The 25,568-nt window shown below is 60.9% G+C and carries 16 protein-coding genes; 8 read left to right on the top strand and 8 right to left on the bottom strand.

Translation table 11 applies throughout. The features are described from left to right. Positions 1-234: 234 nt before the first annotated feature. The 5 genes from ACP7EE_RS26265 to pvdM all read right to left on the bottom strand — a co-directional run bounded on the left by ACP7EE_RS26265 (position 235) and on the right by pvdM (position 8,180). On the bottom strand, positions 235-2,715 hold the full coding sequence (locus ACP7EE_RS26265; protein WP_426205170.1) for a TonB-dependent siderophore receptor: 2,481 nt from the start codon (positions 2,713-2,715) through the stop codon (positions 235-237). A 115-nt stretch (positions 2,716-2,830) separates the two neighbouring features. After that, positions 2,831-4,480 (bottom strand): cyclic peptide export ABC transporter, encoded by a 1,650-nt coding sequence (locus tag ACP7EE_RS26270; RefSeq protein ID WP_426205171.1) that lies wholly within the window; start codon positions 4,478-4,480, stop codon positions 2,831-2,833. A gap of 108 nt (positions 4,481-4,588) precedes the next feature. Next, positions 4,589-5,479: a formylglycine-generating enzyme family protein gene (locus ACP7EE_RS26275; RefSeq protein ID WP_426237854.1), complete on the bottom strand. Its 891-nt coding sequence runs from the start codon at positions 5,477-5,479 to the stop codon at positions 4,589-4,591. 35 nt (positions 5,480-5,514) lie between these two features. Next, positions 5,515-6,813 carry an aminotransferase class V-fold PLP-dependent enzyme gene (locus ACP7EE_RS26280; protein ID WP_426237856.1) on the bottom strand — a complete coding sequence of 433 codons (1,299 nt, stop codon included), beginning with the start codon at positions 6,811-6,813 and terminating at the stop codon, positions 5,515-5,517. Next, complete coding sequence (pvdM, locus tag ACP7EE_RS26285; RefSeq protein ID WP_426237858.1) at positions 6,810-8,180, bottom strand: pyoverdine-tailoring dipeptidase-like protein PvdM; 1,371 nt, start codon at positions 8,178-8,180, stop codon at positions 6,810-6,812. The genes ACP7EE_RS26280 and pvdM overlap by 4 nt, the downstream gene beginning before the upstream one ends. Positions 8,181-8,388: 208 nt before the next feature. On the opposite strand from pvdM, the gene ACP7EE_RS26290 reads away from it, so the two are divergent. Next, entirely contained in the window at positions 8,389-10,014 is a 1,626-nt protein-coding gene (locus ACP7EE_RS26290) for a PvdJ/PvdD/PvdP-like protein (protein WP_426237860.1), read from the top strand. A gap of 57 nt (positions 10,015-10,071) precedes the next feature. Here ACP7EE_RS26290 and ACP7EE_RS26295 read toward each other — a convergent pair whose 3' ends face one another. The 3 genes from ACP7EE_RS26295 to ACP7EE_RS26305 are packed head-to-tail and all read right to left on the bottom strand — an operon-like array spanning position 10,072 to position 14,608. Beyond that, on the bottom strand, positions 10,072-11,466 hold the full coding sequence (locus ACP7EE_RS26295; protein WP_426237862.1) for an efflux transporter outer membrane subunit: 1,395 nt from the start codon (positions 11,464-11,466) through the stop codon (positions 10,072-10,074). Positions 11,467-11,473: 7 nt separating this feature from the next. Continuing rightward, complete coding sequence (locus tag ACP7EE_RS26300) at positions 11,474-13,444, bottom strand: MacB family efflux pump subunit (RefSeq protein WP_426205177.1); 1,971 nt, start codon at positions 13,442-13,444, stop codon at positions 11,474-11,476. Next, positions 13,445-14,608 (bottom strand): efflux RND transporter periplasmic adaptor subunit, encoded by a 1,164-nt coding sequence (locus ACP7EE_RS26305; protein WP_426237864.1) that lies wholly within the window; start codon positions 14,606-14,608, stop codon positions 13,445-13,447. It abuts the gene before it with no gap. A 305-nt stretch (positions 14,609-14,913) separates the two neighbouring features. On the opposite strand from ACP7EE_RS26305, the gene ACP7EE_RS26310 reads away from it, so the two are divergent. From ACP7EE_RS26310 to ACP7EE_RS26340, 7 genes are all read left to right on the top strand, one after another. Further along, the gene (locus ACP7EE_RS26310) at positions 14,914-15,396 is read left to right on the top strand and encodes a sigma-70 family RNA polymerase sigma factor (protein ID WP_426237866.1); all 483 of its coding nucleotides are present in this window, start codon (positions 14,914-14,916) and stop codon (positions 15,394-15,396) included. 134 nt (positions 15,397-15,530) lie between these two features. Then, complete coding sequence (locus ACP7EE_RS26315) at positions 15,531-16,865, top strand: lysine N(6)-hydroxylase/L-ornithine N(5)-oxygenase family protein (protein ID WP_426237868.1); 1,335 nt, start codon at positions 15,531-15,533, stop codon at positions 16,863-16,865. A 586-nt stretch (positions 16,866-17,451) separates the two neighbouring features. Next, the gene (gene mgtA, locus ACP7EE_RS26320) at positions 17,452-20,151 is read left to right on the top strand and encodes a magnesium-translocating P-type ATPase (RefSeq protein WP_426237870.1); all 2,700 of its coding nucleotides are present in this window, start codon (positions 17,452-17,454) and stop codon (positions 20,149-20,151) included. 70 nt (positions 20,152-20,221) lie between these two features. After that, complete coding sequence (locus ACP7EE_RS26325) at positions 20,222-20,938, top strand: MgtC/SapB family protein (RefSeq protein WP_426205182.1); 717 nt, start codon at positions 20,222-20,224, stop codon at positions 20,936-20,938. A gap of 135 nt (positions 20,939-21,073) precedes the next feature. Continuing rightward, entirely contained in the window at positions 21,074-21,460 is a 387-nt protein-coding gene (locus ACP7EE_RS26330; RefSeq protein WP_426237872.1) for a response regulator, read from the top strand. Between the two features lie 121 nt (positions 21,461-21,581). After that, positions 21,582-22,205: a response regulator gene (locus tag ACP7EE_RS26335; protein WP_426237874.1), complete on the top strand. Its 624-nt coding sequence runs from the start codon at positions 21,582-21,584 to the stop codon at positions 22,203-22,205. Positions 22,206-22,215: 10 nt separating this feature from the next. After that, entirely contained in the window at positions 22,216-25,434 is a 3,219-nt protein-coding gene (locus tag ACP7EE_RS26340) for an ATP-binding protein (RefSeq protein ID WP_426237876.1), read from the top strand. Positions 25,435-25,568 lie beyond the last annotated feature (134 nt).

Raw genomic sequence — 25,568 nt, forward strand, 5'->3', positions numbered from 1 at the left:
GAGGCGATGCCCCTGATGGGCGCCGTAGCGAGGGAACACTGAGCCTAAGCGAGGTGCCGTACGTCAGGGAGAAGCCTTTTGGGTTACCTTTTTGGCGTTTGAAAAAGGTGACCCGCCGTCAGGGCGGAACCCTAAGAAGCCGTTACCGCAGCAACGGATAATCACCCAACCCCCAACCCCCAGCCAAAAAAAAGCCCCACCAAAGCAGGGCTTTCTTACAAACCAAACGAAAAATCAGAAATCAGCCTTGACCGACATCACGAAGTTACGCGGATCGCCATAGAAGTTACCAAAACCTTCAGTACCGATGGTGGCGTAGTAGCGCTTGTCAAACAGGTTGTTGCCGTTGAGCGCAACCGACCAGGTGTCGTCGATGCGGTAGCCGATGCGACCGTTCCAGACGGCATAGCCGGCGCCTTCAATGTTGTCGCCGCCCAAGGGCGAGGTGCGGTAGGTGCCGGTCTGCGCGTTGACGCCGGCGCCGATGGTCACGCGATCCAGCGGACCGCTCAGGCTGTAATCGCCCCAGACGCGCAGCAAGTGGCGCGGCACGTAGGAGTTGTAGACCACGCCGTCCTGGGTCGCGTCGGCATCTTCCAGTACTTTGGTCTGGGTGTAGGTGTAGCCGGCCAGCAATTGCAGGCGGTCGATCACTTCACCGCTGATTTCCGCTTCGAAGCCCTGAGCGCGGACTTTGCCGGAGTTCATCGAGCAGGAACTGTCTTCGCAACGTAGATCATCCTGTGCCGCATCTTTCTGCACGGTGCGGAACAGGTTGAACTGGCTGTTCAAGCGACCGTCGTACCACTCACCCTTGATCCCCAGCTCGTAGCTTTGCCCGACCAGCGGTTTGAGGGTGCTGCCATCGAAGCTCTTGTAGCCGCCCTGCGGGGTGAAGATATCGGTGTAGCTGGCGTAGGCCGTCAGGTTGTCATTGAGATCCAGCAGAATCCCGGCGAACGGGGTGACCTGGCCGGTTTCGGTGGATTTGGTGTTGACCGGGGTGCCTTCGCCACGGAAGTACTGCACCGAATCGGTATCGGATTTGTACCAGCTGACACGGCTGCCCAGCACCAGCGTCAGTGGGTCGGCCAGTTTCAAGCGGGCGATCGAGTAAGCGCCGTATTGCTTGATGTGCATGTCCACCGGGCCGCCACGGGAGGCGTTGGCCAGGTAGTAGCTTTCGTCAGGCTGCGGCAGGTGGTGATTCGGATTCAGCACGTTCTGACGCTGTGGCAGTGCCGCCACGGCGTAGAAGTCATCCTTGTGCGAGCGGCTGGCGTTGGCGCCGACAGTCAATTCGTGCTGCTGGCCGAAGGCGTCGAATTTGCCGTCTACGTAAGCGTCCAGACCGTAGTCGGTCTGCTCGTAATCGTAGGTGCTGCCCAGCATCAAGGTGTTCGAGCTGGTGGCACCTACCGGTACCGCGCCACTCGGGAAGGCGTATTCCATGTCCTGGGTGTTGCGCGAGAAAACCCCCGCGACCTTGAGCGACCAGTCGTCATTGAACTGGTGTTTGACATCGCCGAAGTAGGTCGCGCGTTTGCTGCGCTGGTTGTTCCACGAAGTGTTCAGGCAAGTGGAGCGCTTGAGGTGCAGGTCGGAGCCATCGGCGTAGCGTGGCAGGCCGCCCCAGCACGGCGTGGCATCGACGTCTTCATAGGCCATGCCCAGACCGAGCGTGGTGTCGGGGCTAAGGTCGAAATCCAGAGCGCCGTAGTAGATCTGATCCTTGCGGCTGGCCACGTCGTAGAAGTACTGGCGGGTCTGCTGGGTGACCACTGCACGGCCACGGATGGTCCCGGCGTCATTCAACGGGCCGCCGGTGTCGACCTGGCCGCGATAGTTGTCCCACGTTCCCGCCGACAGCGACAACTGGGTGTGCGGGGTGTCCTGACCGCGCTTGCGTACGAAGTTGACGCCACCGGCTGTGCCGCCCGCGCCTTTCATCATGCCGGCTGCACCGCGCAGCACTTCGACGCGATCATAAATTGCCATGTCGCTGTTGAAACTGTCGGCCTGCACGTAGCTGCTGCCGATATCCAGCGGCACGCCGTCGTACTGGTACTGGCCGGTCATGCGGAAACCGCGCGAGTAGAAATACTTGCCGCCCATCGGCGAGTCATAAACGGTGATGCCCGGCGTCTTTTCCATCACTTGTTCGATGGTGTTGAGGTTCTGGTCATCGAGCATCTTGCGGGTCATCACCGTGACCGATTGCGGAGTCTCTTTGAGCGAGTGCTCGCCCTTGCCAATGGTCACCGCGCCGGTGGTGTAGGAGTTGCTGCCTTCGGTGGTTGCCGTCAGGTGCTGCCCGCTGATATTGGTGGGTGCCAATTCCATCGCACTGCCGGTTGCCGGTGCGATCACGGTCACGGTGTTGCCGTCACGCTGATGACGCAGGCCGGTGCCCTTGAGCATGGCCGCGATTGCCGCATCGTCTGCGTAGCGACCGCTGAGGGCGCTGGAGCGCAGACCTTGCAGGCTTTCCGGGCTGTAGAGAATTTGCACGCTGGTCTGCTGACCGAGGGTCTGCAGGGCCTGAGCCAATGGCTGCGCCGGGATGTTCAGCGTCCATTCCTGAGCCTGGACATAGGGGGTGACGGCCAGCGTCATTGCCAGGCCGAGGCCGGTGGTGGCCAGTCGGGAGCGCGTCGCGCCGTGCATGATCAAGGCGCGGGCCAGAGGGCGGAGCATGAATCGGGATGCGGACATGAGGTTAAGACCTTGGCAGGTATAGTTGTTAATGGTTCTTATTCATCTCATTAAGACGAGGAAGCCGCGGTAAACCGGAAAACAATTTTTCCCGGTCTGGCCGCGGCTTCGTCGATCAAGCGCTCTGCAGTTCGCTTTTGACCTTGCCGGCCTCCATGCGCACCAGTTGATCGGCGACGTCGAAGTACCGGTCGTCGTGGGAAATCACGATGATGGTTTTGCCCAGTCGTTTCAGGTCGGGCAGCAACTCGGTGTAGAAAATCCGTCGAAATGTCGGATCCTGATCCGCTGCCCACTCATCGAACACCAGCACCGGACGCTCTTCGAGCCAGGCATTGACCAGCGCCAGACGCTTGCGCTGGCCGGTGGACAGGTCGGTAGTGCTGAACGCGCCGTCGCGCACGCTGACCTTGTGCGCGATTTCCAGCCGTTCGAGGTAACGCGTGGCGTCTTGCGGCACCTGACGGTCGCCCTGGATCAGGTCGTCGAACAAGTAGTAATCGGCAAAGATCGTGGTGAAATTCTGGCGGTAGTCATCGCGGTTCAGCGCGCTGATCGGCTGGCCATTGACCTGAATCTCGCCTTCGGTCGGCGCGTACAGCCCCAGCAGCAGTTTGATCAGAGTGGTTTTGCCGCAGCCGTTTTCGCCAACGATGAACACGATGTCTCCCTGCTCGATACGCAGGTTGACCGGCCCCAGACGAAACGGCTCGCTGCCTTCCACGGCCGGGAAGGCGTAGCGCACATTCTTCAGTTCCAGGCTGTTGACCGCGCCAGGTTTGCTGCCTTGGTCGTCCAGCAGCAGATGCGGCTCAGGCGAGGAAAACTGCTCGCTCAATTCGGCGATCCGGCGAAAGGCGATCTGCGCGCGGCTGATGATCGGCAGCGTACTGACCAGATGTTCCAGCGGCCCTTTCATGTACAGCAGCACCAGCACGAAGCCGCTCATGACCGCTTTGTCGCTGCTGGGCCAGAACGATTGCAGCGCCAGGGCCATGCCGATCACCACAAAAAACAGCATCGAGCCAAACGACTTGGCGATCACGAAGGTGTTGATCGATTTGATCTGGGTGTCGCAGATCTTCTCGGCGGTCTTCTGGATGCCCGAGACGAACATGCGTTGGCGGCGCGGGCGATGAATACGCAGTTCCTTGGCGCCTTCGGCAATCGCGTTGTAGTGCTTTTGCAGCTCGTCCTCGGAGTCCCGCGCGGCATAAAAACCGCGCATGCCCTTGGCCCGGGCAATCGCCTGAATGGTCGTGCCGATCGCGATCGCCACCAGCATCATCAGGAACATCGGCCACGACAGCATCGCCAGATAACCCAGGCAGCCGAGGGTCACGGTCAGGGAAATCGCCAGTGGCGCAAACGCAAAAGCGAAGTCGCTGATGGTATCGACGTCGTGGGTCAGTACCGGGATCAGGCGATGGCTGCGGTAGCGTTCGATCTGGTCGATCGGCGCCGACAGCACTTTCTCTCCGAGGTCTTTGCGCAGGCGCGCGATGATGTGCTGACCGACGTAGTTGGTGCCGATGTCGGACAGGATCGTGGTCAGCAAGGCGAGCACACACAGGCCGGCAAAAATCATCACGACAGTGCGGGTCAGGCCGTCGGATGAGTGCAGGGCGTTGTTGATGGTCGCCAGCAGCACGGTGACGCTCAGGCCGCCGAGCATGCCAAGCATGATGGACACGGAGACGATCAGTCGGAAGGGCTTGAGCAGGGCGAACAATTCGTTGATCGCCCCACGCGTTGGCTTGGTCATGGAGGATTCCTGCTTCGGTGCGGAGGGAGTGCCGGTACTTAAGGAAAACGATTGATCACGGGGTTTCTTTAGACGACCGCAGACAGGCTGCGGTCGTGGCAGCGAGGATCAGAGATCGCGCACTACGCGAAAGCCGAGCCAGTCGCCCTTGCTGGTCGGCCAACTGCTGTTGCGGTTGCCGGAACGGGAAAATACCGGGGCTTCGCCCCAATCGTTGCCGCGCATGACCTGGCGCTCACAATTTTCCTGAACCCATGGGCTGCCATCGGCGGGCACGCCGGAGTAGTCCTTGTGGTAACAGTCGGCGGTCCACTCGTAGACATTGCCGTGAGCGTCATACACCCCGAACGCGTTGGCCGGGAACGTTCCGGCGGGCGAGGTGAAGTTGTAGCCGTCGGCGGCGCCGTAGGTGTTGGCGTGGCGCGAAATCTGATAGTCGCTGCCCTTGTCGAAGGGGAACGGGAAGGAACCGGTGCTACCGCCACGCGCGGCGTATTCGCGGATCGACTCGCTCGGCAAGCGATACGCATGACCGGTCTTTTTCGACAGCCAATCGATGTAGCCCTGGGCTTCGGCGACATTCATGCACACCGCCGGATCGCGCTCGGTCTGCTTGAATTCGGGCTTGCCGGCGGTGCAGCGGCGACCGGGGCGGTCGTCAAAGTCGTAGGGCTTGGCCCCGGTTTCGCGCACATACGCGTCCCATTGGCCGACCAGTACCTGAAAGCGGCTGATGGCGAACGGCTTGCTGAACGTCACTTCATGGCGTGGACTTTCATCCGGCTCGCGACCGACTTCGTCGTCCGGCGTGCCCATGGTGTAACTGCCGGTCGGCAACACCACCATTTCCGGGCAATCCTTGCAGTCCTTGAATACTTTGCCCGCAGCGGGTGGAGTGGTGGCGGCGTGCGCGGTGCCGGGCAGGAGTGCCGCGCAGAGGGCGCTCAGGGCCAGCGCGGGCAGTGCCGTGAACGGGTTGAAGGCGTGAGGCTTTTTCATGAGTCTTCTCTGTTAAAGGAAACGGGTGCGCAGCGTCAGGCGCGCAGCGTTTTGCCCAGCACGGCGACGAACCGATCCACTTCGGCTTCGCTGTTGAGCAGGCCGGGGGCAGTGCGAATCACCGGTCCCGCGTCACGGCTGACCGCATCGCAGATCACGCGGTTTTTCATCAGCAGCGCGGCCACTTGATCGCTGTCGCGACCCTTGACCCGGAAGAAACTGAAACCTGCGCTGAACTGCGGATCGAGCGGGGTCACCAACTCGATGCCCGTCTGTTCCGGCAAGCGCTGTTTCAGATAACTGTTGAGCTGGTGGATGCGCGCCTGGACCTCGACCTTGCCCAATTGCAGATGCAGCTTGAAGGCTTCGTCGACGGCCCAGCGATGCTCGAACGCGTGATAGCCGCCCGGCGTCATGGTGGTGCCAAAGTTCGTGGCTTCGGAGAAGGTCGGCACGCTCGGGCTGACGTATTTGAGCTGTTCGCTGCGGCTGCAGACGATGCCTGTGCCGCGCGGCCCGAACATCCATTTGTGCGTGCCGGCGATGAAGAAGTCGCAGTTCATCTGCGGGAAACTCAGGTCTTCGACGCCGAAACCGTGGACGCCATCGACCACGTAGATCAGCCGATCCGGGTCTTCGCGATCACGGTTGTGCTGATCGACGAGGGCGGCGATCTCACTGATCGGCAGCTTCACGCCGCTGCCCGAATGCACCCAGGTCATACCAAGGACGCGGGTTTCGCGGCGGATGTTTTTGTTGATGGTGTCGAGCACCTGATCCATCGATATGTTTTGCGGGCGCTCGAACAGTGTCAGCTTGCGTACCCGCGTGCCGTCGCGCGCGCTACGAAAGTCGAGAATGTTGCGGGTGGAGTAATGCTCGTGAACCGTGGTCAGGATTTCCTGATCGGGACGCACCTGCACGCTGCCATAAATCATCGCCAGCCCTTCGGTGGTGCTGCCGGTGAGGGCGATCTGGCCGGGCTTGGCTTGCAGGTATTTACCGGCCCAGACCCTGACGTTTTCTTCGCGCTGTTCGGTGACACCCAGATCCCAGTCCATCGCCAGTCCCGGATTGCGGTCAATCGCCGCGCGATGCATGGCGATGGCGTCGCGTACCGGTTTGGGATGCGAGGTGACGAGGAAATTGGCGAAGTGGATTGCCTCCGGATCCTGCTCGAACAGCTGGCGCAGTTGCGCCCACTTATCGGCTGGCACGGCTGGCTGGCTGCTGCCCTGGGTCTGCGTCCGGGCCTGGGCGGTCAGGCTGGCACCGAGGGGCAGGGCGGCGGCGAGTACGCCGGCCTGCTTGAGAAATGTGCGCCGATCAGTCATGGCTGGCTCGCGTCCTGACGCACGGCAAGCGCAGGTCTGGCGGCTTGCTGCACCTGTTCCCAGACCCGCAGGAAGTTGCCGCCCCATAGTTTGGCGATATCCGCTTCGGAGTAACCGCGCTGGATCAGTTCGGCGGTCACGTTGCGGATTTCCCCGACGTTTTCCCAGCCCTTGAGACCGCCACCGTCATTGAAGTCCGAGGCGATGCCGACATGGTCGATGCCGATCTTGCGCACGGTGTAATCGATGGCATCACCGAGATCCTTGAGGGTGGCTTTCGGTTCTTCTTCAAGGATGCCGTAAAGGCCGCTGGCGTACTGGCCAAGCTTTTGTTCCGACCATGCGGTGATGATCGGATCGCCCGGCATCAAGGCCATGGCGAGGTTGGGCAGCGGCGGCAGATCGAAGCGCGCACGCAACGCGTTGAGCTTGTCCTGAGTGCCTTGGGTCAGCGGCTTGAGGTATTGCGAAAACCCGACCACCTGCACCACGCCGCCGCTGTTCTTGATCAGTTGCAGTTCTTTGTCACTGAGGTTGCGCGGGATGTCCACCGCCGCCCTTGGCGCCGAGTGCGAGGCCACCAGCGGCGTTCGGCTGAGTTGCGCGACTTGCTCCAGACCCTTGGTCGACATCTGCGAAACGTCGATGATCACGCCCAGATCGTTGAGGCGGTGCACGGCTTGTTTGCCGATGTCCGAGAGGCCGTCGAGGGCATCGGGCGAATCATTGAAAAACGGCAGGGGGCGCGAGGAGTCCGCCCAGCTGTTGTTGCCGATGTAACTGAAGCCGAACATGCGCATGCCACGGCCGGCCCACAGGTCGAGTTTGCTCAGGTCATTGCCCAGCGGATAGGCATTGAGCATGCTGATGAAAATCGCGAACTTGCCTTCGCCGTGCAGGCGGCGGAAATCATCGGGGGTGTAGGCGATGCCGACCTGATTGGGGAAATCGCGTACCAGACCCGAGATGATTTTGAAGCGCACTTCCTGCTGATTGCGTGCCTCTTCGACAAAGCCATCGGTAGGGCGGTGGGGCGCGTTCGGGCCGTTCCACATTTCCGGCCAGCCAAACACCGTCAAGGCTGCACCGGACAGTCGTCCGCGGTTGGCCTTGATCAGATCGAATTGCCCGGAGCCGTCCTTGTCGGCTTCGTTGCCATGGGCGCCGAAACTCAGCGGCACGGTGATATGGCTGTCGAAGGAAATAATCCGCTCCTGCAGTTCGGTTGCCTGTTTCATCACCTTGACCGGGTAGCCCGGGTTGTTCCGGAACCAGTAATCCCAAGCCAGATAGCCCGCGCCGGCGCTGATTGCCAAGGCCAGCGGCAGGCCGATGTATAGAGCCTTTTTCGAACGTGGTTTTGTCATTGCCATCTCAGTCAGGTTCGCCGTCAAGGTGCAGGCGCAGGGGCCTTTGCTATCTGGGAGGAACGACTGAGAGGCGGAACAATTTAGTGCCTCGCAAAACAACCGCGGCAGCCGGCGCGGGATCTTTTCCGGCAGTCGATAAATTTACTGCCCCAGCAAACGTTCTAGCTTGGATAAAGCCTGCTTCATGGCTGACACAGGTAGGGCAATGACGATCTCTCGACGCTGGTTCATGGCGGGCATGGCGCTCACGGGCGCTGCGCTGCCTGCCGCTTTTTATGCACATCGTGAGCTGACTCGCGAGGACGAGCCGATCACCCCGGGCGAGGCCACGGTCGACCTCGCGGATACGGCCGGTCAGCAGTTGGCGGACAATCTGCGCGGGATCTGGGACATCCGCTTCACGGGTGCTGATGCCGGGCTCGCCGGTCTGCCCCGTGACGGCGTGGAACTGTTTCTTGATATTGCCCACCGTGGCCGTGGCTTGCGCGGCTGTCTCGACACCGGCAGCCGTTTGCGCACGGAGGCGCCGCCGCAGTATCTGGTGATTGGCGATCTGGCGCCTGGCAATGGCGCCGAGTTGTATTGGCGGCTGATGCGCACCGATGCGCCGCAAGCGCCGGCGGTGTATGAGCTCAAGGTGAAACTCGACGAAGTCTGGGCCGCCTTCGGCAATGCCGGCAGCGGCACGCTCACCGGGCAAGTGCTGAACCTCGATCGTCCCTTGGGGTTGCCGGAGCTGGACAATCGTTTCATCGCCATCAAACGCCGGTTTCCCGAGGCGCGCGAGCGCACTGGCCTGAACCCGACATTGCTGGCGTGGCTGGTGTCCCCCGAGCATCGGTTGTTCCACCAGCTCTGGCATGCCTCGCGGGACAAGTGGCACAAGCTGTCCGAGAAAAAGCGGGACGCGCTGCGCGGCATTGGCTGGCAGCCCGGGCCGCGAGACAAGGAGCGCGATGCCCGTGGTCCGCGCAAGGATCGCAATGGCTCGGGGATCGACTTCTTTTTCATGCACCGGCACATGCTTGGCATTGCCCGCTCGATGCAGGATCTGCCCTCGTGGTTGCGGTTCCCCGCGCCGCAACCGGAACTCGAACGTGATCGTCAGGGTTTCGCCCGCTACTTCGACAATCACGACGGCGACGCCTTGCCACCGACCTGGGTGACCGAGGGCGACGACGAATACACAAAATGGGTCAGCGACATCAAGGCCGCCGAGACCTATCACAGCAATTTTCAGGTGTGGGAGTCGCAATACAGCGACCCGCGTTATCTGTCGAAGCTGACCCTTGGCCAGTTTGGTTCGGAAGTCGAACTCGGCCTGCACGACTGGCTGCACATGCGTTGGGCCTCGGTGGCGCGCGATCCGTCGAACGCCATTCCGGTGCCGATGGCGCGGGATCAGGCGGACTTCGCGGCGCGCTGGTATGCGCCGGAAAACGACTTCCTCGGCGATCCGTTCTCATCTCATGTGAGCCCGGTGTTCTGGCGTTTCCATGGCTGGATCGATGATCGCGTCGAAGACTGGTTCCGTGCCCACGAGCGGTTTCATCCGGGCGAGGTGAGCCGGCTCGAGGTCAACGGCGTGCCGTGGTTTGCCCCCGGGCGCTGGGTGGAGGTGGACGACCCTTGGCTTGGCCCGGACACCCATGGTTGCAGCACTGTTCCCGGCCTGCAGATGGGGCGCTCGGTGGAAATGGATCCGGAAACCATGAAGCTGGCGTTGCGCATCACCTTTGGTGACGAAGACAACATGGCCGATCTGTTGCGCAAGGTGCCACAACGACCGTGGTACGCCCGGCATCTGAAGGTCAAGGGACGCCAACTCTGAGCACAAAAAAATCGCAGCCCGGGCTGCGATTTTTTTTGCCTTGAAAAATGCCTGAACTCAAATGACTTGCCAGCCTCCGCCCAAGGCTTTGTACAAGGCGATGCTGGCTTGCAGGCGTGACAGGCGCAGTTGCACATTCAAGTCCTGGGCGGCATACAGCGTGCGCTGGGTCTGCAACACCGTGAGCAGATCTTCGGCACCGGCCTGATAGCGGCTCTGGGCGATGTCGAAGGCGGTTTGTGCCTGACTCAGTTCTTCGGTTTGCCACTGTCGCTGTTCGTCGAGGCCGCGAATACTGGTCAGGGCTTTCTCCACGTCTGCAAAGCCGTTGATGATCGCGCCGCGATAGGACTCGAGTAATTCTTCCTGGCGTGCGCTGGCCTTGTCGCGTTCGGCACTCAGTCGACCGTTGTTGAAGATGGGCGCCACCAGCCCCGACGACAAGTTGTAGAACGTCGTACGCAACAGATCAGACGCCAGATCGGCCCCGGTGCCGAGGCTCGCGGTCAGCGTGACCTTGGGCAACATCGCCGCGCGCGCGACGCTCACGTCGGCCTGCGCGGCAGCGAGTTTCGCCTCGGCACTGGCGATGTCCGGGCGCCGTTGCAACAGCTCGCTCGGCACACCGCTGGCAATCTGCGGCCAGTGCAGTTGTGCGAACGGTTGGCGAGGTATCGCCAGCGTTTGCACCGGTTGGCCGAGCAGGGCGGCGAGGGTGATCAGCGCCTCGCGCGCCTGCTGGTGCACCAGTGGTAATTTGCGTTGCTGTTCGGCCACCAGACTCTTTTGCTGGGCCAGTTCCAGCGCCGTGGCGCTGCCAGCGTCGTAGCGGGTTTGCACCAGATGCAGGACGCTTTGCGCATTCGCCAGATTGAGTTCGGCGATGCGTGCCTGCTCGCGCAGTGCCAGCGCCTGGGTGTAACTGTTGGCGACCGCGCTTTGCAAGGTCAGTTGCACCGTCGAGCGATCGAACTCACTGGCCTGCACGCCAAATACCGCGCTGTCGCGGGCCGCACGTTTGCCACCCCAGAAATCGATTTCGTAACTGGCGCTCAACTCGGCGTCGTAGTAATCGAGCGAGCGGTTGTCTGGATTGACGTCGAGTTGGCTGTAGCCTTTGCCATGCAACAATTTCTGGCGATTGGCATTCAGGCCGGCTTTGATTTCAGGCAGTAGCGGCGCACCGGCAATCGTGGCGCTGGCCTCGGCCTGTCTGACCCGGGCGACAGCGGCGGCCAGATCGTGGCTGCCGAGTTGCGCCTGTTCGATCAGGCGTTCGAGTTCCGGACTGCCGAACTGCGTCCACCATTGTCGATTGTCTTGCGTGGCTGCTTGAGCAGCGGGCGATTGCCAGGCAGCAGGCGCTTGCACGCCACTTTCGGGACGCGCCGCCGGGGTGCTGCAAGCCGCCAGCAACAGGCTGGCGGCGAGGAGTGTCAGGTGGGCTTTCATAGGTCGATCATTCACTGGTAAGGGCCTTGACCGGATCGAGCCGAGCGGCTTTGCGGGCAGGCATGAAGCCGAAGATGACGCCGGTGGCCAGCGCGCAGCCGAAGGCGCCGCAGACCGCGATCCACTGGAATGCCATGGCCACGCCGCCGAGTTGCAGCGCGCCGCCGACCAGCAGCGCCAGACTGATTCCGGCAATTCCTCCGACCACCGAGAGCATCACCGCTTCGGTGAGGAACTGGCGCAGGATGTCGCGCTGGCGGGCCCCGGTGGCCATGCGGATGCCGATTTCACGGGTACGCTCGCGGACGGTCATGAGCATGATGTTCATCACGCCGATGCCGCCCACCAACAGGGAAATGGCAGCGATCGCCCCGAGCATCAGTGACAGCGTGCCCTGGGTGCGTGCCTCGGCCTGAATCATCGCGGCATTATTGGTCAGCTCGAAATCCTTCTTGCCGTTATGCCGGCGCAGCATCGCTTGCTCGATCGCCTGCTCGGCCTCCTTGACCTTGCGCGCGTCTTTGGCGGCGATCACCACGTATTCCGGATTGCGGCTGCCGAACAACCGGGTGCTCGCGGCGGAGTAGGGCACGGCGATGCGGTTATCGCTGTCCGAGTCGCCGGAGCTGGAGCCTTTTTCGGCGAGCACACCAAGCACCTGAAACGGTACGTTTTCGATCAGGATGTACTGGCCCACCGGGTCGGCCACATCCTTGAGCAGCTTCTCGCGCACCTTGGCACCGATCACCGCCACGGCTGCGGCGCTGTCTTCGTCGGCCTGAGTAAAGTAACTGCCCTGAACCACCGGCCAATTGAAGATGCTCGGGAAATTGGTGTCGTTGCCGCCCACGTAACTGGAGTGGTCAGCACTGCCGAAGCGCACGCCTGCGGTTGCACCATTGACCGGCATGATGCGATCGACCTGAGGCAGAGCAGCCAGCTCGGCGACGTCGTCAAGGGTGATGATGCCCGGTGGCGTGCGCGGGTTGGGCGCGGCGCCACTGAGGTAGATGATGTTCGAACCGAAGGCGCCCATCTGCGCCATGACCTGGCGTTTGCTGCCTTCGCCCACGGCCAGCATCACCACCACCGATGCCACGCCGATGACAATTCCGAGCAAGGTCAGGGCGGTGCGAAAACGGTTGACCCACATCACACGCCACGCCGCTTGCACCGCGTCCAGCAGTTCGCCTTTCCACGCGCCAGTCTGGGTGCTGCCGCTGTTCAGGCGCTGGCGCAGATCCACCGCTTGCAATGCGCCGGGATCGGGATTGTGCGGGGAGACTGAATGCTCGGCGCTGTCGCTGATGATCAGGCCGTCGCGGATTTCGATGATGCGGTTGGCACGCTGCGCGACCTCGCGGTCGTGGGTGATGAGTATCACCACGTGACCCTGGCCGGCGAGTTCGTCGAGCAGGGTCATGACTTCCGCGCCACTGTGGCTGTCGAGGGCGCCGGTGGGTTCGTCGGCGAGGATGATATGGCCGCCATTCATCAACGCTCGGGCAATCGAGACGCGTTGCTGCTGGCCGCCGGACAACTGATGCGGCCGGTTGCCGGTGCGCTCGGCAAGGCCCAGGCGGCCAAGCAATGCGCTGGCCCGGGCATGCCGCTCGGCAGCCGGGGTACCGGCGTAAATGGCAGGCATCTCGACGTTTTCCTGAGCTGATCCGGAAGGGATCAGGTGGTAGCCCTGGAACACAAAACCGAACGCCTCACGCCGCAGCCACGCCAGTGCATCGGTGTCCAGTTGTGCGACGTTTTCACCGGCAAACAGGTACTCGCCGCTGGTGGGACGGTCGAGGCAGCCGAGGATGTTCATCAGCGTCGACTTGCCGGAACCGGAGGCGCCGACGATGGCGACGAATTCGCCGGCATGAATCGATAAATCGATACCGCGCAATACCTCCACCAGTGGGCTGTCGTTACCGCCGTAAGCTTTGCGGATCTGACGCAGATCGATCAGGGGCGTGTGCATTCAGCCTCCGCTGCCGGTGGCCGGGCTGCTCAATACCTGTTCGCCTTCGGCAAGCCCTTCGAGGATTTGTGTGCGCAAACGGTCGCTGATACCGGTGCGTACTTCGCGCGATTGAATCTCGCCGTTGGCGGCAACAATCTGTGCGCGTTGCCAGTCCGTGCGGTCGCTGCGTTGCAGGGCGGCAGAGGGCAGGGTCAGGGTGTTTCGCGCCTGTTGGGCGACGAAGAACACCTGAGCGGTCATGTCGGTCATCAGGGCGTTGTCGGCGTTTTCGACATCGAGCAATACGGTGTACAGCACGACACGTTCGCTGCCGCTGCGGCCGCTGGTGGGGCTGGCGCCCTGACTCTGTTCGAGCGGACGCGGCGGCACCGGCAGAATCTGCCGCACGGTGCTGCTCCAACGCCGGGTACCGCCGCTGAGGGTGGTGAAGTACGCGGTCATGCCCGGTTTCACATGGCCGATATCGGCTTCGGAGACTTCAGCCCACACCGTCATCGGTGACAGGCGCGCGATGCGCAGAATCAGCGGGGTCTGCTGCTGCGCGTTGAGGGTCTGGCCTTCGCGGGCACCCACGGCCACCACGGTGCCGGTCATCGGTGCATAGATGCGTGTATAGCCGAGCTCGGCTTCGTCGCTGCGCAGGCTCGCCTGGGCCTGGCGGATCTGCGCCTGAAACATATCCACTCGCGCCTGAGTCGCGCGAACCTCGGCGCGGGCAGTCTGCACGTCTTCTTCGCGAGTGGCGCCGCCAGCGGCAAGCTTTTGCTGGCGCTGATATTTCTGTTGCGCCAGATCGTGCTGGGCGCGTTGTTCCTGCAACTGGGCCTTGAGGTTTTCAATGGAAAAACGCCCGGCGTCGAGCTTGGCCTTTTGCGTGGACGGATCAATCTCCACCAGCAACTGACCTTCCTTGACCGCATCGCCGGCTTCGACGTGGATTTTCTGGATCTGCCCGGACGCTTGCGCGCCGACATCCACGTAGCGCCGTGGTTGCAGGGTGCCCAGCGCAGTCACGCTGTTTTCGATGTCGCCGCGCGTCACCTGCACGGTAGCCAGCGTGTCCCGGCCCGGCGGCAGGACTTGCCAGGCGGCTGCGGCAATCACAGGGATCAGACAAAGGGCGGCGAACAGGGCGCGTCGGGCGGGGCGGGGACGTTTCATGCAGGGTTCCGGCCAGTGAAATTCGGCCCGTCGTTCAGCTGGCTGAACGCTGCCGCAAGGCGCGACAGACACGGGGAGCTGTCCTGTAAACGATGAGTGAGCGCGGGAATTTAAGCGTCAACACACCAAGTTACAGGTTGCCGGGCAGGACTATTTGGTCAGCAAAGACAATCACTACTTTAAATCTATATGAGAATTACTATAAATTACGCACCTCAAGCTGCCACCATCTTGCTATTGCACTCCAGGCGTTAGCAGAGCGGTGTGCTCAAGGACAGAAACCGCGCTTTTCGCGGCCGGGAGTCATGTTGGAAAACTACTATCGCGAGCTGGTGTGTTTCCTGAACGCCAAGCTGGGCAACCGTCAGGTTGCCGAAGATGTGGTGCATGACGCCTTTGTACGGGTGCTGGAACGCTCCAGTGATACACCGATCGAGCAACCGCGGGCTTTCCTTTATCGCACCGCGCTGAATCTGGTGATCGACGACCATCGGCGCAACGCCTTGCGTCAGGTCGAATCGCTGGAAGTGCTCGACAGTGAAGAGCGCTATTTCACGCCGTCCCCCCACAGCACTCTCGATCACAGCCAGCGTCTGGAAATGCTCCAGCGCGCCTTGGCGGAGCTGCCACCGCTGTGTCGCGACAGTTTTCTGTTGCGCAAGATCGAAGGCCAGTCGCACCCGGAGATCGCTGCGCATCTGGGGATTTCCAAGGCGCTGGTGGAAAAGCACATCGTCAACGCGATGAAACATTGCCGACTGCGCATCAAACAATGGGATGCCCATTGAGCTGTTGCGGTTAAATTTTATTTCACTGTCCTCGTTCCTACTCAACAGACGACCTGCTGTTCCCGCTCAAGGGCCGGCCGGTCACCCAAGCTTTCCCTCCCGCTGTTGAGGGGTTCATCCAGAGGACACTGGAAATGACACAGGCAATTGCATCGCCCATCGTTCACGACCTGATCGGCGTCGGTTTCGGCCCTTCGAACCTGGCGCTGGCCATCGCTTTGCAAGAGCGTGGGCCGACGCAGGGCGAACTGGATGTACTGTTTCTCGACAAGCAGCCTACTTACAGCTGGCACGGCAACACCCTGTCGACCCAGAGCGAGTTGCAGATTTCCTTCCTCAAGGATCTGGTGACCCTGCGCAATCCGACCAGTCCGTACTCGTTCGTCAACTACCTCAAGCAGCACGGGCGCCTGGTGGATTTCATCAACCTCGGCACCTTCTACCCGTGCCGCATGGAGTACAACGACTACCTGCGCTGGGTCGCCGGGCAGTTCACCGAACAGAGCCGATACGGCGAAGAAGTGCTGACCATCGAGCCGGTGCTGCACAACCATCAGGTTGAAGCGTTGCGAGTGATTTCCCGTGGCAGCGACGGCCAGCAATTCGTGCGCACCGCGCGTTCGGTGGTGGTCAGTGCTGGCGGCACGCCGCGCATTCCCGAAGCGTTCAAAGCGCTGAAGGGTGACGGCCGGGTGTTCCACCATTCGCAGTACCTGTCGCAAATGGCCAAGCAACCGTGCGTGAACAATCAGCCGATGAGCATCGCGATCATCGGTGGCGGGCAGAGCGCGGCGGAAGCATTCATCGATCTGAACGATTCGTTCCCGTCGGTGCAGGTCGACATGATCCTGCGTGGCTCTGCACTCAAGCCGGCGGACGACAGCCCGTTCGTCAACGAAGTGTTCTCGCCGGAATTCACCGACCTGATCTTCCAGCAGAAGAGCAGCGAGCGTGAGCGTCTGGTCAACGAGTACCACAACACCAACTACTCGGTGGTCGACATCGACCTGATCGAGCGCATCTACGGCATCTTCTATCGCCAGAAAGTTTCCGGTGTCGCGCGTCACGCGTTCCGCACGTTGACCACGGTCGAGAAAGCGACCGCGACCGACAACGGTATTGAATTGGCAGTGCGTAACAACGCTACTGGCGAAGTCAGCGTGCGCACGTACGACGCCGTGGTGCTGGCCACCGGTTACGAGCGGCAGATGCACCGCAAACTGCTGGCGCCGCTGGAAGAATATCTGGGCGACTTCGAGGTCGATCGCAACTACAGACTGATCACCGACGAACGCTGCAAGGCCGGGCTGTACATGCAGGGTTTCTGCCAGGCCAGCCACGGTCTGAGCGACACGCTGCTGTCGGTCCTGCCGATCCGCGCGGACGAGATTGCCGGCTCGCTGTATGAGCATGGCAAGCATCGTGGGCATCGTTCGATGGCGGATCTGTTGTTGGCGACTGCCAGCTAAATTTTGGTTGCCTGTAGGCCGTCATCGCTAGCAGGCTAGCTCCCACATGGATCTTCGTCGGACACAAAATCTGTGTTCACTGGAGATCACCTGTGGGAGCTAGACTGCTAGCGATTGGCCCTCAAACCACACCAAAATCTGAATCCTGAACCCTTCCTGAACATCCACCACATTCCCCAACCTCATTCCTTTTGCAGGTTTACTCTCCAGAAATCGGGGCGTAAGCTTCGCGCGTTTTCATCAATAGCGGAGACCCACAGTGGGTACTTGTTCGAGTGACAGTTGTCGGCCGGTCTCGGTAACCGGCAGATTCTCGGCAAGATAACGCGCAGCTTTTTGTGCCGTTGTCTCGCCGAACAGCGAGCAGCGGCATCCCGATCCTGACCGATTCCGGTCATGTCCCGACGTCCTTCTCATCGACACTGAAAAGCGCGTGATTACGACCTCATCGTCGTCATCGCAGCCCTATCGACACGCCTGTCTTTTCTGACTGGCGCGCCACGCCTTGCCGTGCCGGTTTTCCGGTGGGCAGAGGCAGGCTCGTACCTGCTTGACGGTTTCCCGGCTGACCATAGGGGCAACAGCCATGAAACTTACGCTCAAGGAATTTTTCGCAGGCTTTCTGCGTAACCGCCACATCGCCCGGCACTTCCGCCGCCTGGCGTTGCTGGACACCATCAACGACACCACGGTCAGCCGTGAAGTCCCGCCCACGCTGGCCAACGTGCTGGTCGATGCCGCGCATTGCGACAGCGGCCCGCTGCTGTCGTCGCTGGGCACTCACTCCGACGGCCTGACCGACATCGAAGTCGAAGCACTGCGTGCACAACACGGCCTCAATGAAGTCGAACACGAGCAGCCGCTGCCGTGGTGGACCCATCTGTGGCACTGCTACAAAAACCCGTTCAACCTGCTGCTGACCCTGTTGGCGGTGATCTCGTGGCTGACCGAAGACCTCAAAGCCGCCACCGTGATTTTCTCGATGGTGGTGCTCTCGACCCTGCTGCGCTTCTGGCAGGAAAGCAAATCCAACCAGGCTGCCGACGCGCTCAAAGCAATGGTCAGCAACACCGCTACGGTGCTGCGCCGCGATGCGCCGCGCGCTGAATTGCCGATCAAGCAACTGGTGCCGGGCGATCTGATCGTGCTCTCGGCCGGTGACATGATTCCCGCCGATTGCCGGGTGCTCAGCGCCAAGGATCTGTTCGTCAGTCAGGCAGCGATGACCGGTGAGTCGATGCCGGTGGAGAAATTTCCACGCCAGCCCGATCGCGACACACGCAATCCGCTCGAACTGGAAAACATCCTGTTCATGGGCACCAATGTGGTGTCCGGTACGGCGGTGGCGGTGATTCTTACCACCGGCAAAAGCACCTATTTCGGAGCGCTGGCGCAACGGGTTGGCGCCACCGATCGCGCGCCGACTTCGTTCCAGCACGGCGTGAACAAAGTCAGCTGGCTGTTGATCCGTTTCATGTTCGTGATGGCGCCGCTGGTGCTGTTCATCAACGGTTTCACCAAGGGTGACTGGACCGAAGCGCTGCTGTTCGCGCTGTCGATTGCCGTGGGCCTGACCCCGGAAATGCTGCCGATGATCGTCACCTCGACCTTGGCCAAAGGTGCAGTGTTTCTGTCGCGCAAAAAAGTCATCGTCAAACGCCTCGACGCGATCCAGAACTTTGGCGCGATGGACGTGCTGTGCACCGACAAGACCGGCACTTTGACTCAGGACAAAATCTTCCTCGCACGCAATGTCGACGTCTGGGGTGAAGACTCGGATGACGTGCTGGAAATGGCTTACCTGAACAGCTACTACCAGACCGGCCTGAAAAACCTCCTCGACGTGGCGGTGCTGGAACACGTGGAAGTCCACCGCGAACTGAAGGTCGGCACGGCGTTTCGCAAGGTTGATGAGATTCCGTTCGACTTCAATCGGCGCCGGATGTCGGTGGTAGTCGAAGGGCGCGGTCAACCGCATCAACTGATCTGCAAAGGTGCAGTGGAGGAAGTGCTGGCGGTGTGCAGCCGTGTGCAGCACGGTGATGTCGAGGAAGCCTTGAGCGATGAATTGCTGGCGAAAATTCGTCAGGTCACAGCAGCATTCAACGCTGAAGGCTTGCGCGTGGTGGCGGTGGCCGCTCGGTCAATGCCGGACGGTCGCGACACTTACAGCCTGGCCGATGAGCAGGAACTGACGCTGATCGGTTATGTGGCTTTTCTCGATCCACCGAAAGAAAGCACCGCGCCAGCGCTCAAGGCGTTGGCCGCACACGGTGTGGCGGTGAAAGTGCTGACTGGGGATAACGAACTGGTCACGGCGAAAATCTGCCGCGAAGTCGGCCTCGCCCAGCAAGGCCTGCTGATGGGCAACGACATCGAGCGCATGAGCGACGCGGAACTGGCGGTGGCGGTGGAAACCACCAACGTGTTTGCCAAGCTGACGCCGTCGCACAAGGAACGCATCGTGCGCATCCTCAAGGGTAACGGCCACGTAGTCGGCTTCATGGGCGATGGCATCAACGACGCCCCGGCATTGCGCACCGCTGATATCGGCATTTCCGTGGACAGCGCGGTGGACATCGCCAAGGAAGCCGCCGACATCATCCTGCTGGAAAAAAGCCTGATGGTGCTGGAGGAGGGCGTGCTCGAAGGACGGCGGACCTTCGCCAACATGCTCAAGTACATCAAGATGACCGCCAGTTCGAACTTCGGCAACGTGTTCTCGGTGCTGGTGGCCAGTGCGTTCATTCCGTTTCTGCCGATGCTGCCCATGCACCTGTTGGTGCAGAACCTGCTGTACGACATTTCGCAGATCGCGATCCCGTTCGATAACGTCGATGAAGAAATGCTCAAGCAGCCGCAGCGCTGGCAGCCCGGTGACGTCGGGCGCTTCATGCTGTTCTTCGGGCCGATCAGTTCGATCTTCGACATCACAACTTTTGCTTTGATGTGGTACGTGTTTGATGCGAACACTCCGGATCACCAGACGCTATTCCAGTCCGGCTGGTTCGTGGTCGGGTTGCTGACCCAGACGCTGATCGTGCACATGATCCGCACGCCGAAGATTCCGTTCCTGCAAAGCCGCGCAGCCATGCCGCTGCTGGTCATGACCGGAATCATCATGGCCGTGGGCATCTTCCTGCCGATGGGACCGCTGGCGCACTATTTCAAACTGCAGGCGCTGCCGTCGCTGTACTTCGTGTTCCTGCCGATGATTCTGCTGGCGTACATGGCACTGACCCAAGCGGTGAAAGGCTTCTACATCCGCCGGTTCGGCTGGCAATAACAGCACTGCCAATTTCTGTGGCGAGGGAGCTTGCTCCCTCGCCACAGGTCGGTTCATCAAGGATTTCATCATGCAAGCCATCAACAATCTCAACCTGACCTCGCTGATCGATACCCTCGTCAGCCTCAGCGCGGCGTTCATTCTCGGCGGTCTGATCGGCTTTGAGCGCCAGTACCGGCAACGCACGGCGGGCCTGCGCACCAACGTGCTGGTGGCGGTCGGTGCGGCGATTTTTGTCGACATGGCCAACCGTCTCGCCGGTGCCGAAGGCGCGGTGCGCGTGGTTGCTTACGTGGTCTCCGGGATCGGTTTTCTCGGCGCCGGGGTGATCATGCGCGAAGAGGGCAACGTGCGCGGCCTCAACACAGCCGCGACTCTTTGGACATCCGCGGCGGTCGGCGCCTGTGCCGGCGCCGATCTGCTTGCCGAAGCAGTGCTCGGCACACTGTTCATTCTCGCGGCCAATACCTTGCTGCGACCGATCGTCAACAACATCAACCGCCAGCCACTGGACGTGGTCTCGGCAGAAGTCACCAACATCGTCTACGTGATCGCCCGGCGTTCGCAGAAAAAAGCCGTGCTGGCCTTGCTCGAAGCCGAGCTGGAGCGCAGCAACTACCCGGCCAGCGATGTCGATGTGCATGCGTTTGGCGCCGACGAAATTGAGGTCGAAGCCACCCTGGCGACCACCTCGGTGGACGGTGATGAACTGGATGCACTGGTGGCGCGGATCTCGACTTCTACGCTGGTGGTGCAGGCGTTCTGGAGTCCGAGCACGACCGAATAAGCGTTGCTGGCCAACGTATCGCAACGCAACAACCCGGATGAATGACTGGTTTTTTAGGAAAAGTCCTACAGAAGACTTCGCGTGGCGTGCGTAACCTTGGCGACCCTGAAGCAGCCACCGCCCGGGTAATCCACCGTGATCCACAAAGACTTGCGCATTCTGATCGCTGATCCACAGCACTTTCAGCGAATGATGATCGAGCGATCGTTCAATCGCCTCGGCTACTACCGCATCGCTCCGGTGCAATCGCTTATCGAACTGCTGACCCTGGTTGACAGCGAGTGCACGACGTTCGATGTGGTGCTGGTGAATGCAGATCTGGCGGCAGGTTCGCTGAATCTGGCGGAATACTTCCTCGATAACCCGCAGGTTCGTCAGTGGCTGATCTATAACGAGCCTTTGAGTGATGCGGCAACGCCGGACCTCCAGACAATCGAGCGTTTGATGTCGCGGGTCGAAGCCTCACTCGAGCAAGAGGTGTTGGTGTGGAACGAGGCGTTGCCCATGCAATGCAGGGCGTGAACACCGTTTTCAGCCGGCCGCAACTGTCAGATCTGACAGGTAGATTGATCGCGCTTCCCGTGCAACAGTCGCTGAGCAGCCACCGTGGCGCCAGCGTCCTACGTCTGTATGGGGAGTGGTAATGAATAAATCGCTGATTGTTGACGATCATCCGGTGATCCAGAGCGCCGTCAGTCTGATTCTGCAAGCGTTGGGCTTCGGCACGATTTATCTGGCGACCAGCGGTGTGGAAGCCTTGTCGGTGATTCGCGAACACCAGCCGGATATCGTGATCCTGGACTTGAAACTCGAAAAAGGGAGCGGCTTGGAGGTGCTTGAGCGTATCCGGTCGAGTGGCTTGAGTAGCCGGGTGCTGGTCTACTCGGCAGCGGGAGATGACCACTACATGCAGCGCTGCAGGCTCGTCGGGGCAATGGGTTACGTCAACAAGGCAGCGCCATTGCAGCAGTTGCGCGATGCCATCAAGGCTCTCATGACCGGTTACACCTTTTTCCCTGAATCCGCATTCAACGGGAGCAGAGGTACGCCACACAGCAGTGAGCGCCAGATGATCGGTCAATTGTCCGATCGGGAACTGCAGATTCTGGTCCAGCTGGCCGCTGGCAAAGCCAACAAGGACATCGCGGTCGAGATGTATCTGAGCCATAAAACCATCAGCACTTATAAAACCCGCCTGATGCTGAAACTTGGGCTGAGCTCGCTGGTGCTTTTGCGCGAATTTGCCACGCGTAACGGGCTGATCTGATGGCGCGCGCATGAGGCCGTGGCGGCTGATCCTCGCCGTACTCCTGATGATCGTGACCGCTGCGTCGGCCAGCGAGGCGCCGCTAAAGCTGGAATTGCTGGCCCGCGCCAGCCCCGAGAATATCCATCTGCAACTGGACGGCCGAGACAGACGTTGGCTGCGCGAGCATGGGCCTTTGCGCATTGGTGTTTCCGGCCACGACTATCCACCGTTCGAACTCACACGCGATCAGCGTGTACTGGAAGGACTCTCCGCCGATTACGCCGACATGCTCGGGCGTTTGCTGGGGATCCCGATCCAGCTGCTGCGTTATCGCGACCGAGATGCCGCCATGCGTGCGCTCAAGTCGGGCGAACTCGACCTGCTGGCCACTTCTAACAATTACGAGATCGCCGATTCCGAACTGGTGCTGTCGCGTGCCTATGCCGAAGATCAACCCATGTGGGTAATCCCGCACAACACGTTGCTGCCCACGGCCCTGACGGGCAAGCGCATCGCAATGGTTGAAGATTACCTGCCCCTGTCCGCCGTCCAGAACGCCTACCCCAGCGCGGTGATCGTCAGTTATCCGTCGATTCTGCACGCCCTCGGCGCGGTGGCATTCGGTTGGGCAGACCTGTATCTCGGCGACTTCATCAGCGCCAATTACCTGATCAACACAAATTATCGCAACGACCTGCAATTGGCCGGGCCTGCCGGACTGGACGCCAACCCGTTCGCATTTGCCCTGGCGCGCAGCAATGGCCGACTCAAACGCAACGTCGATCAGGCGTTGCTGGCCATTCCCATGGAGCAGCGTCAGATCATCGAGCAGCGCTGGAGCGCCGGTCGCGCCGACATGAGCGGACAGTCAAAGATCAGCCTCAGCTCCAGCGAGCGGGAATGGCTAACTCGCCACCCAGTGGTGCGGGTCGGCGCGATCGATGATTTTGCCCCGTTGACGTTCTTCGACGCAGAGGGACGGTTGCAGGGGCTCAGTTCGCAGTTACTGAATCTGATCTCTCAGCGCAGCGGCCTCACATTCGAGATCGTGCGCGGCAAATCGCTGGATCCGCAGATCGAACAGCTGCAGGCCAGGAAACTCGATCTCTTGCCAGTTGTAGCACCGAGCAACGAGCGCCAACAGGTGCTGAGATTCACCCGCGACTATCTCAGCAATCCGTTTGTGCTGGTCAGTGCGTCGAAGGCCGGCAGTCCGCAAGACCTCGATGAAATGGCGGGCAAGCGGCTGGCGATCTATCGCGGCCATCCGTTACGCGACTACCTGCTCGAACACGCACCTCTGATAAAACTGGTCGAGGTGCAAAGTCCTGCGGCCGGTATGGAGGCAATCAGCAAAGGCCAGGCGGATGCTACCGTGAGTTCGTTGATGGTCGCCCGCTATCTGATTGCCCGGCAGTACCGCGCACGCATGCGGATCGCCACCACGGTCGGCGATCAACCGGCCCGAATTGCCTTGGCCACCGCGCCGGATGCACGGCAATTGCATTCGATTTTAAACAAGGCGCTGTTGAGTATTTCGCAGCAGGAAATGGACGACTTGATCGAACTCTGGAGCCATGACGCCCCGCGTGAAGGCAGCTATTGGGATGAGCACCGTGAAGAAATTGCGCGGTGGTTCACCGGTGCTGCGCTGCTGTTGCTGCTGGCCCTGCTGTGGATCGCTTTTCAGCGCCGACAGATCCGTCAGCGTCAACAATGGCTGCAAGAGTTGCAGCAAGCCAAGCAAGCGGCCGATGACGCCAACCGCGCCAAGACGACTTTTCTGGCCAGCATGAGTCACGAAATCCGCACGCCGATGAGCGCGGTGATCGGCACTTTGGAACTTGCCCGCAAGCGTGCCGATGAAGGTGTGACTGATCATCTGGCTATTGAAGTGGCAGCCAGTGCCGCCCAGCACGTGATGGAGGTGATCGGCGATATCCTCGATATCGTGCAGATCGAAGCCGGGCGAATGTCTCTAGTGCCTGAGCGCGCCAATTTGCGCGACGTAGTGTTATCGGTCTGTCGGATTTTCGAGGGCCTGGCAGGGGAAAAGTCCCTGCGGTGGAACGTCGATGCTGATCCGCGCAGTGACATCGAGGTGCTGATCGACCGGACGCGATTCATGCAGGTTTTGTCGAACTTGCTGAGCAACGCGATCAAGTTCACCGACAGTGGCGAGGTGAGTTTGCAACTGCGCGTGGCTGCCGGTGGGGAAGGCCTGCTCTCGGTCAGCGTATTTGTCAGAGACACCGGTATCGGCATCAATGCCGCAGACCTGCGGCAGTTGTTCAGTCCGTTTGTCCAGGTTGGCAATCATCCCCAGGCACCGCGAAGTGGTTCCGGGCTGGGTCTGGCCATCAGCCGCACGCTGTGTGAAATGATGGGCGGGCAGATACGCCTTGCCAGTGAGCCGGGGCGGGGGACGCGGGCCAGCATACAGGTGCAACTGCCGATAGCGTCCGCGCGAGCCGCCGACGTTGTAGCGGCGCAGGTTACTGCGCCGCAGCATCGTCAATTTGAAGTTTTAGTGGTGGACGATAACTCGGTAAACCGTTTGGTGCTGTGTCTGCAATTGGAAGAGTTGGGGCACCATACGTGTAGTGCCAGCGATGGCTCAGCGGCCTTGGTATTGCAGCAAGGGCGGCATTTTGATGCAGTGATCACCGACATCAATATGCGCGGGATCAATGGTTATGAGGTTGCGCAAGCGATTCGCGAAGCAGAGGCGAGAGCTGGCGGGGGACGCTGTCTGATTCTTGGCTATACCGCCAACGCACAAGTCGAGGAAAAGCAACGCTGCCTCGATGCCGGCATGGATGATTGTCTGATCAAACCGATCCGCCTGGACGATCTGGACCGGGCTTTGAGCCGCGCAATACCCTGCGCTGGCGAGACTGTCCGTTCTCAGGCCGACGCCTCGGCCGAGATCGACCTTGGCCCCTTGCGGCAATTGGCGGGCGACGACCATTCGCGCATTGATCGTCTGCTCGATGAGGTTTTACGCAGCCTGCACGTCGACCTGCAATGTCTGCACGACTTGAGCCAGCAACACGATCACGCAGGCCTGAGCGATCTGGCCCATCACATCCAGGGCGGCGCGCAAATGGTCGGTGCGGCGCGGGTGGTGAATGCATGTCACGACCTTGAGCAGGCGTGCCGCAATGGCGAGTCAGTGGCACTGGCGACCGCAGTCGATGCACTGCGCGAAGCCATGCACAGCCTCGCGCAGCGTATTCACTCCTGATAGATCAGTCGGTTGGGGCGCCATGCCTTGGATCGAAGATCTGCGTCTATCGTTCTGCTGGTAGAACGATGCGGCTGCTTTTAACCGGCTAGTGCGACACAGGTTGCAGATTTATGATGAATGCATCAGACCTT

This window comes from Pseudomonas sp. TWP3-2 (assembly GCF_049897765.1).
Lineage (GTDB): Bacteria > Pseudomonadota > Gammaproteobacteria > Pseudomonadales > Pseudomonadaceae > Aquipseudomonas.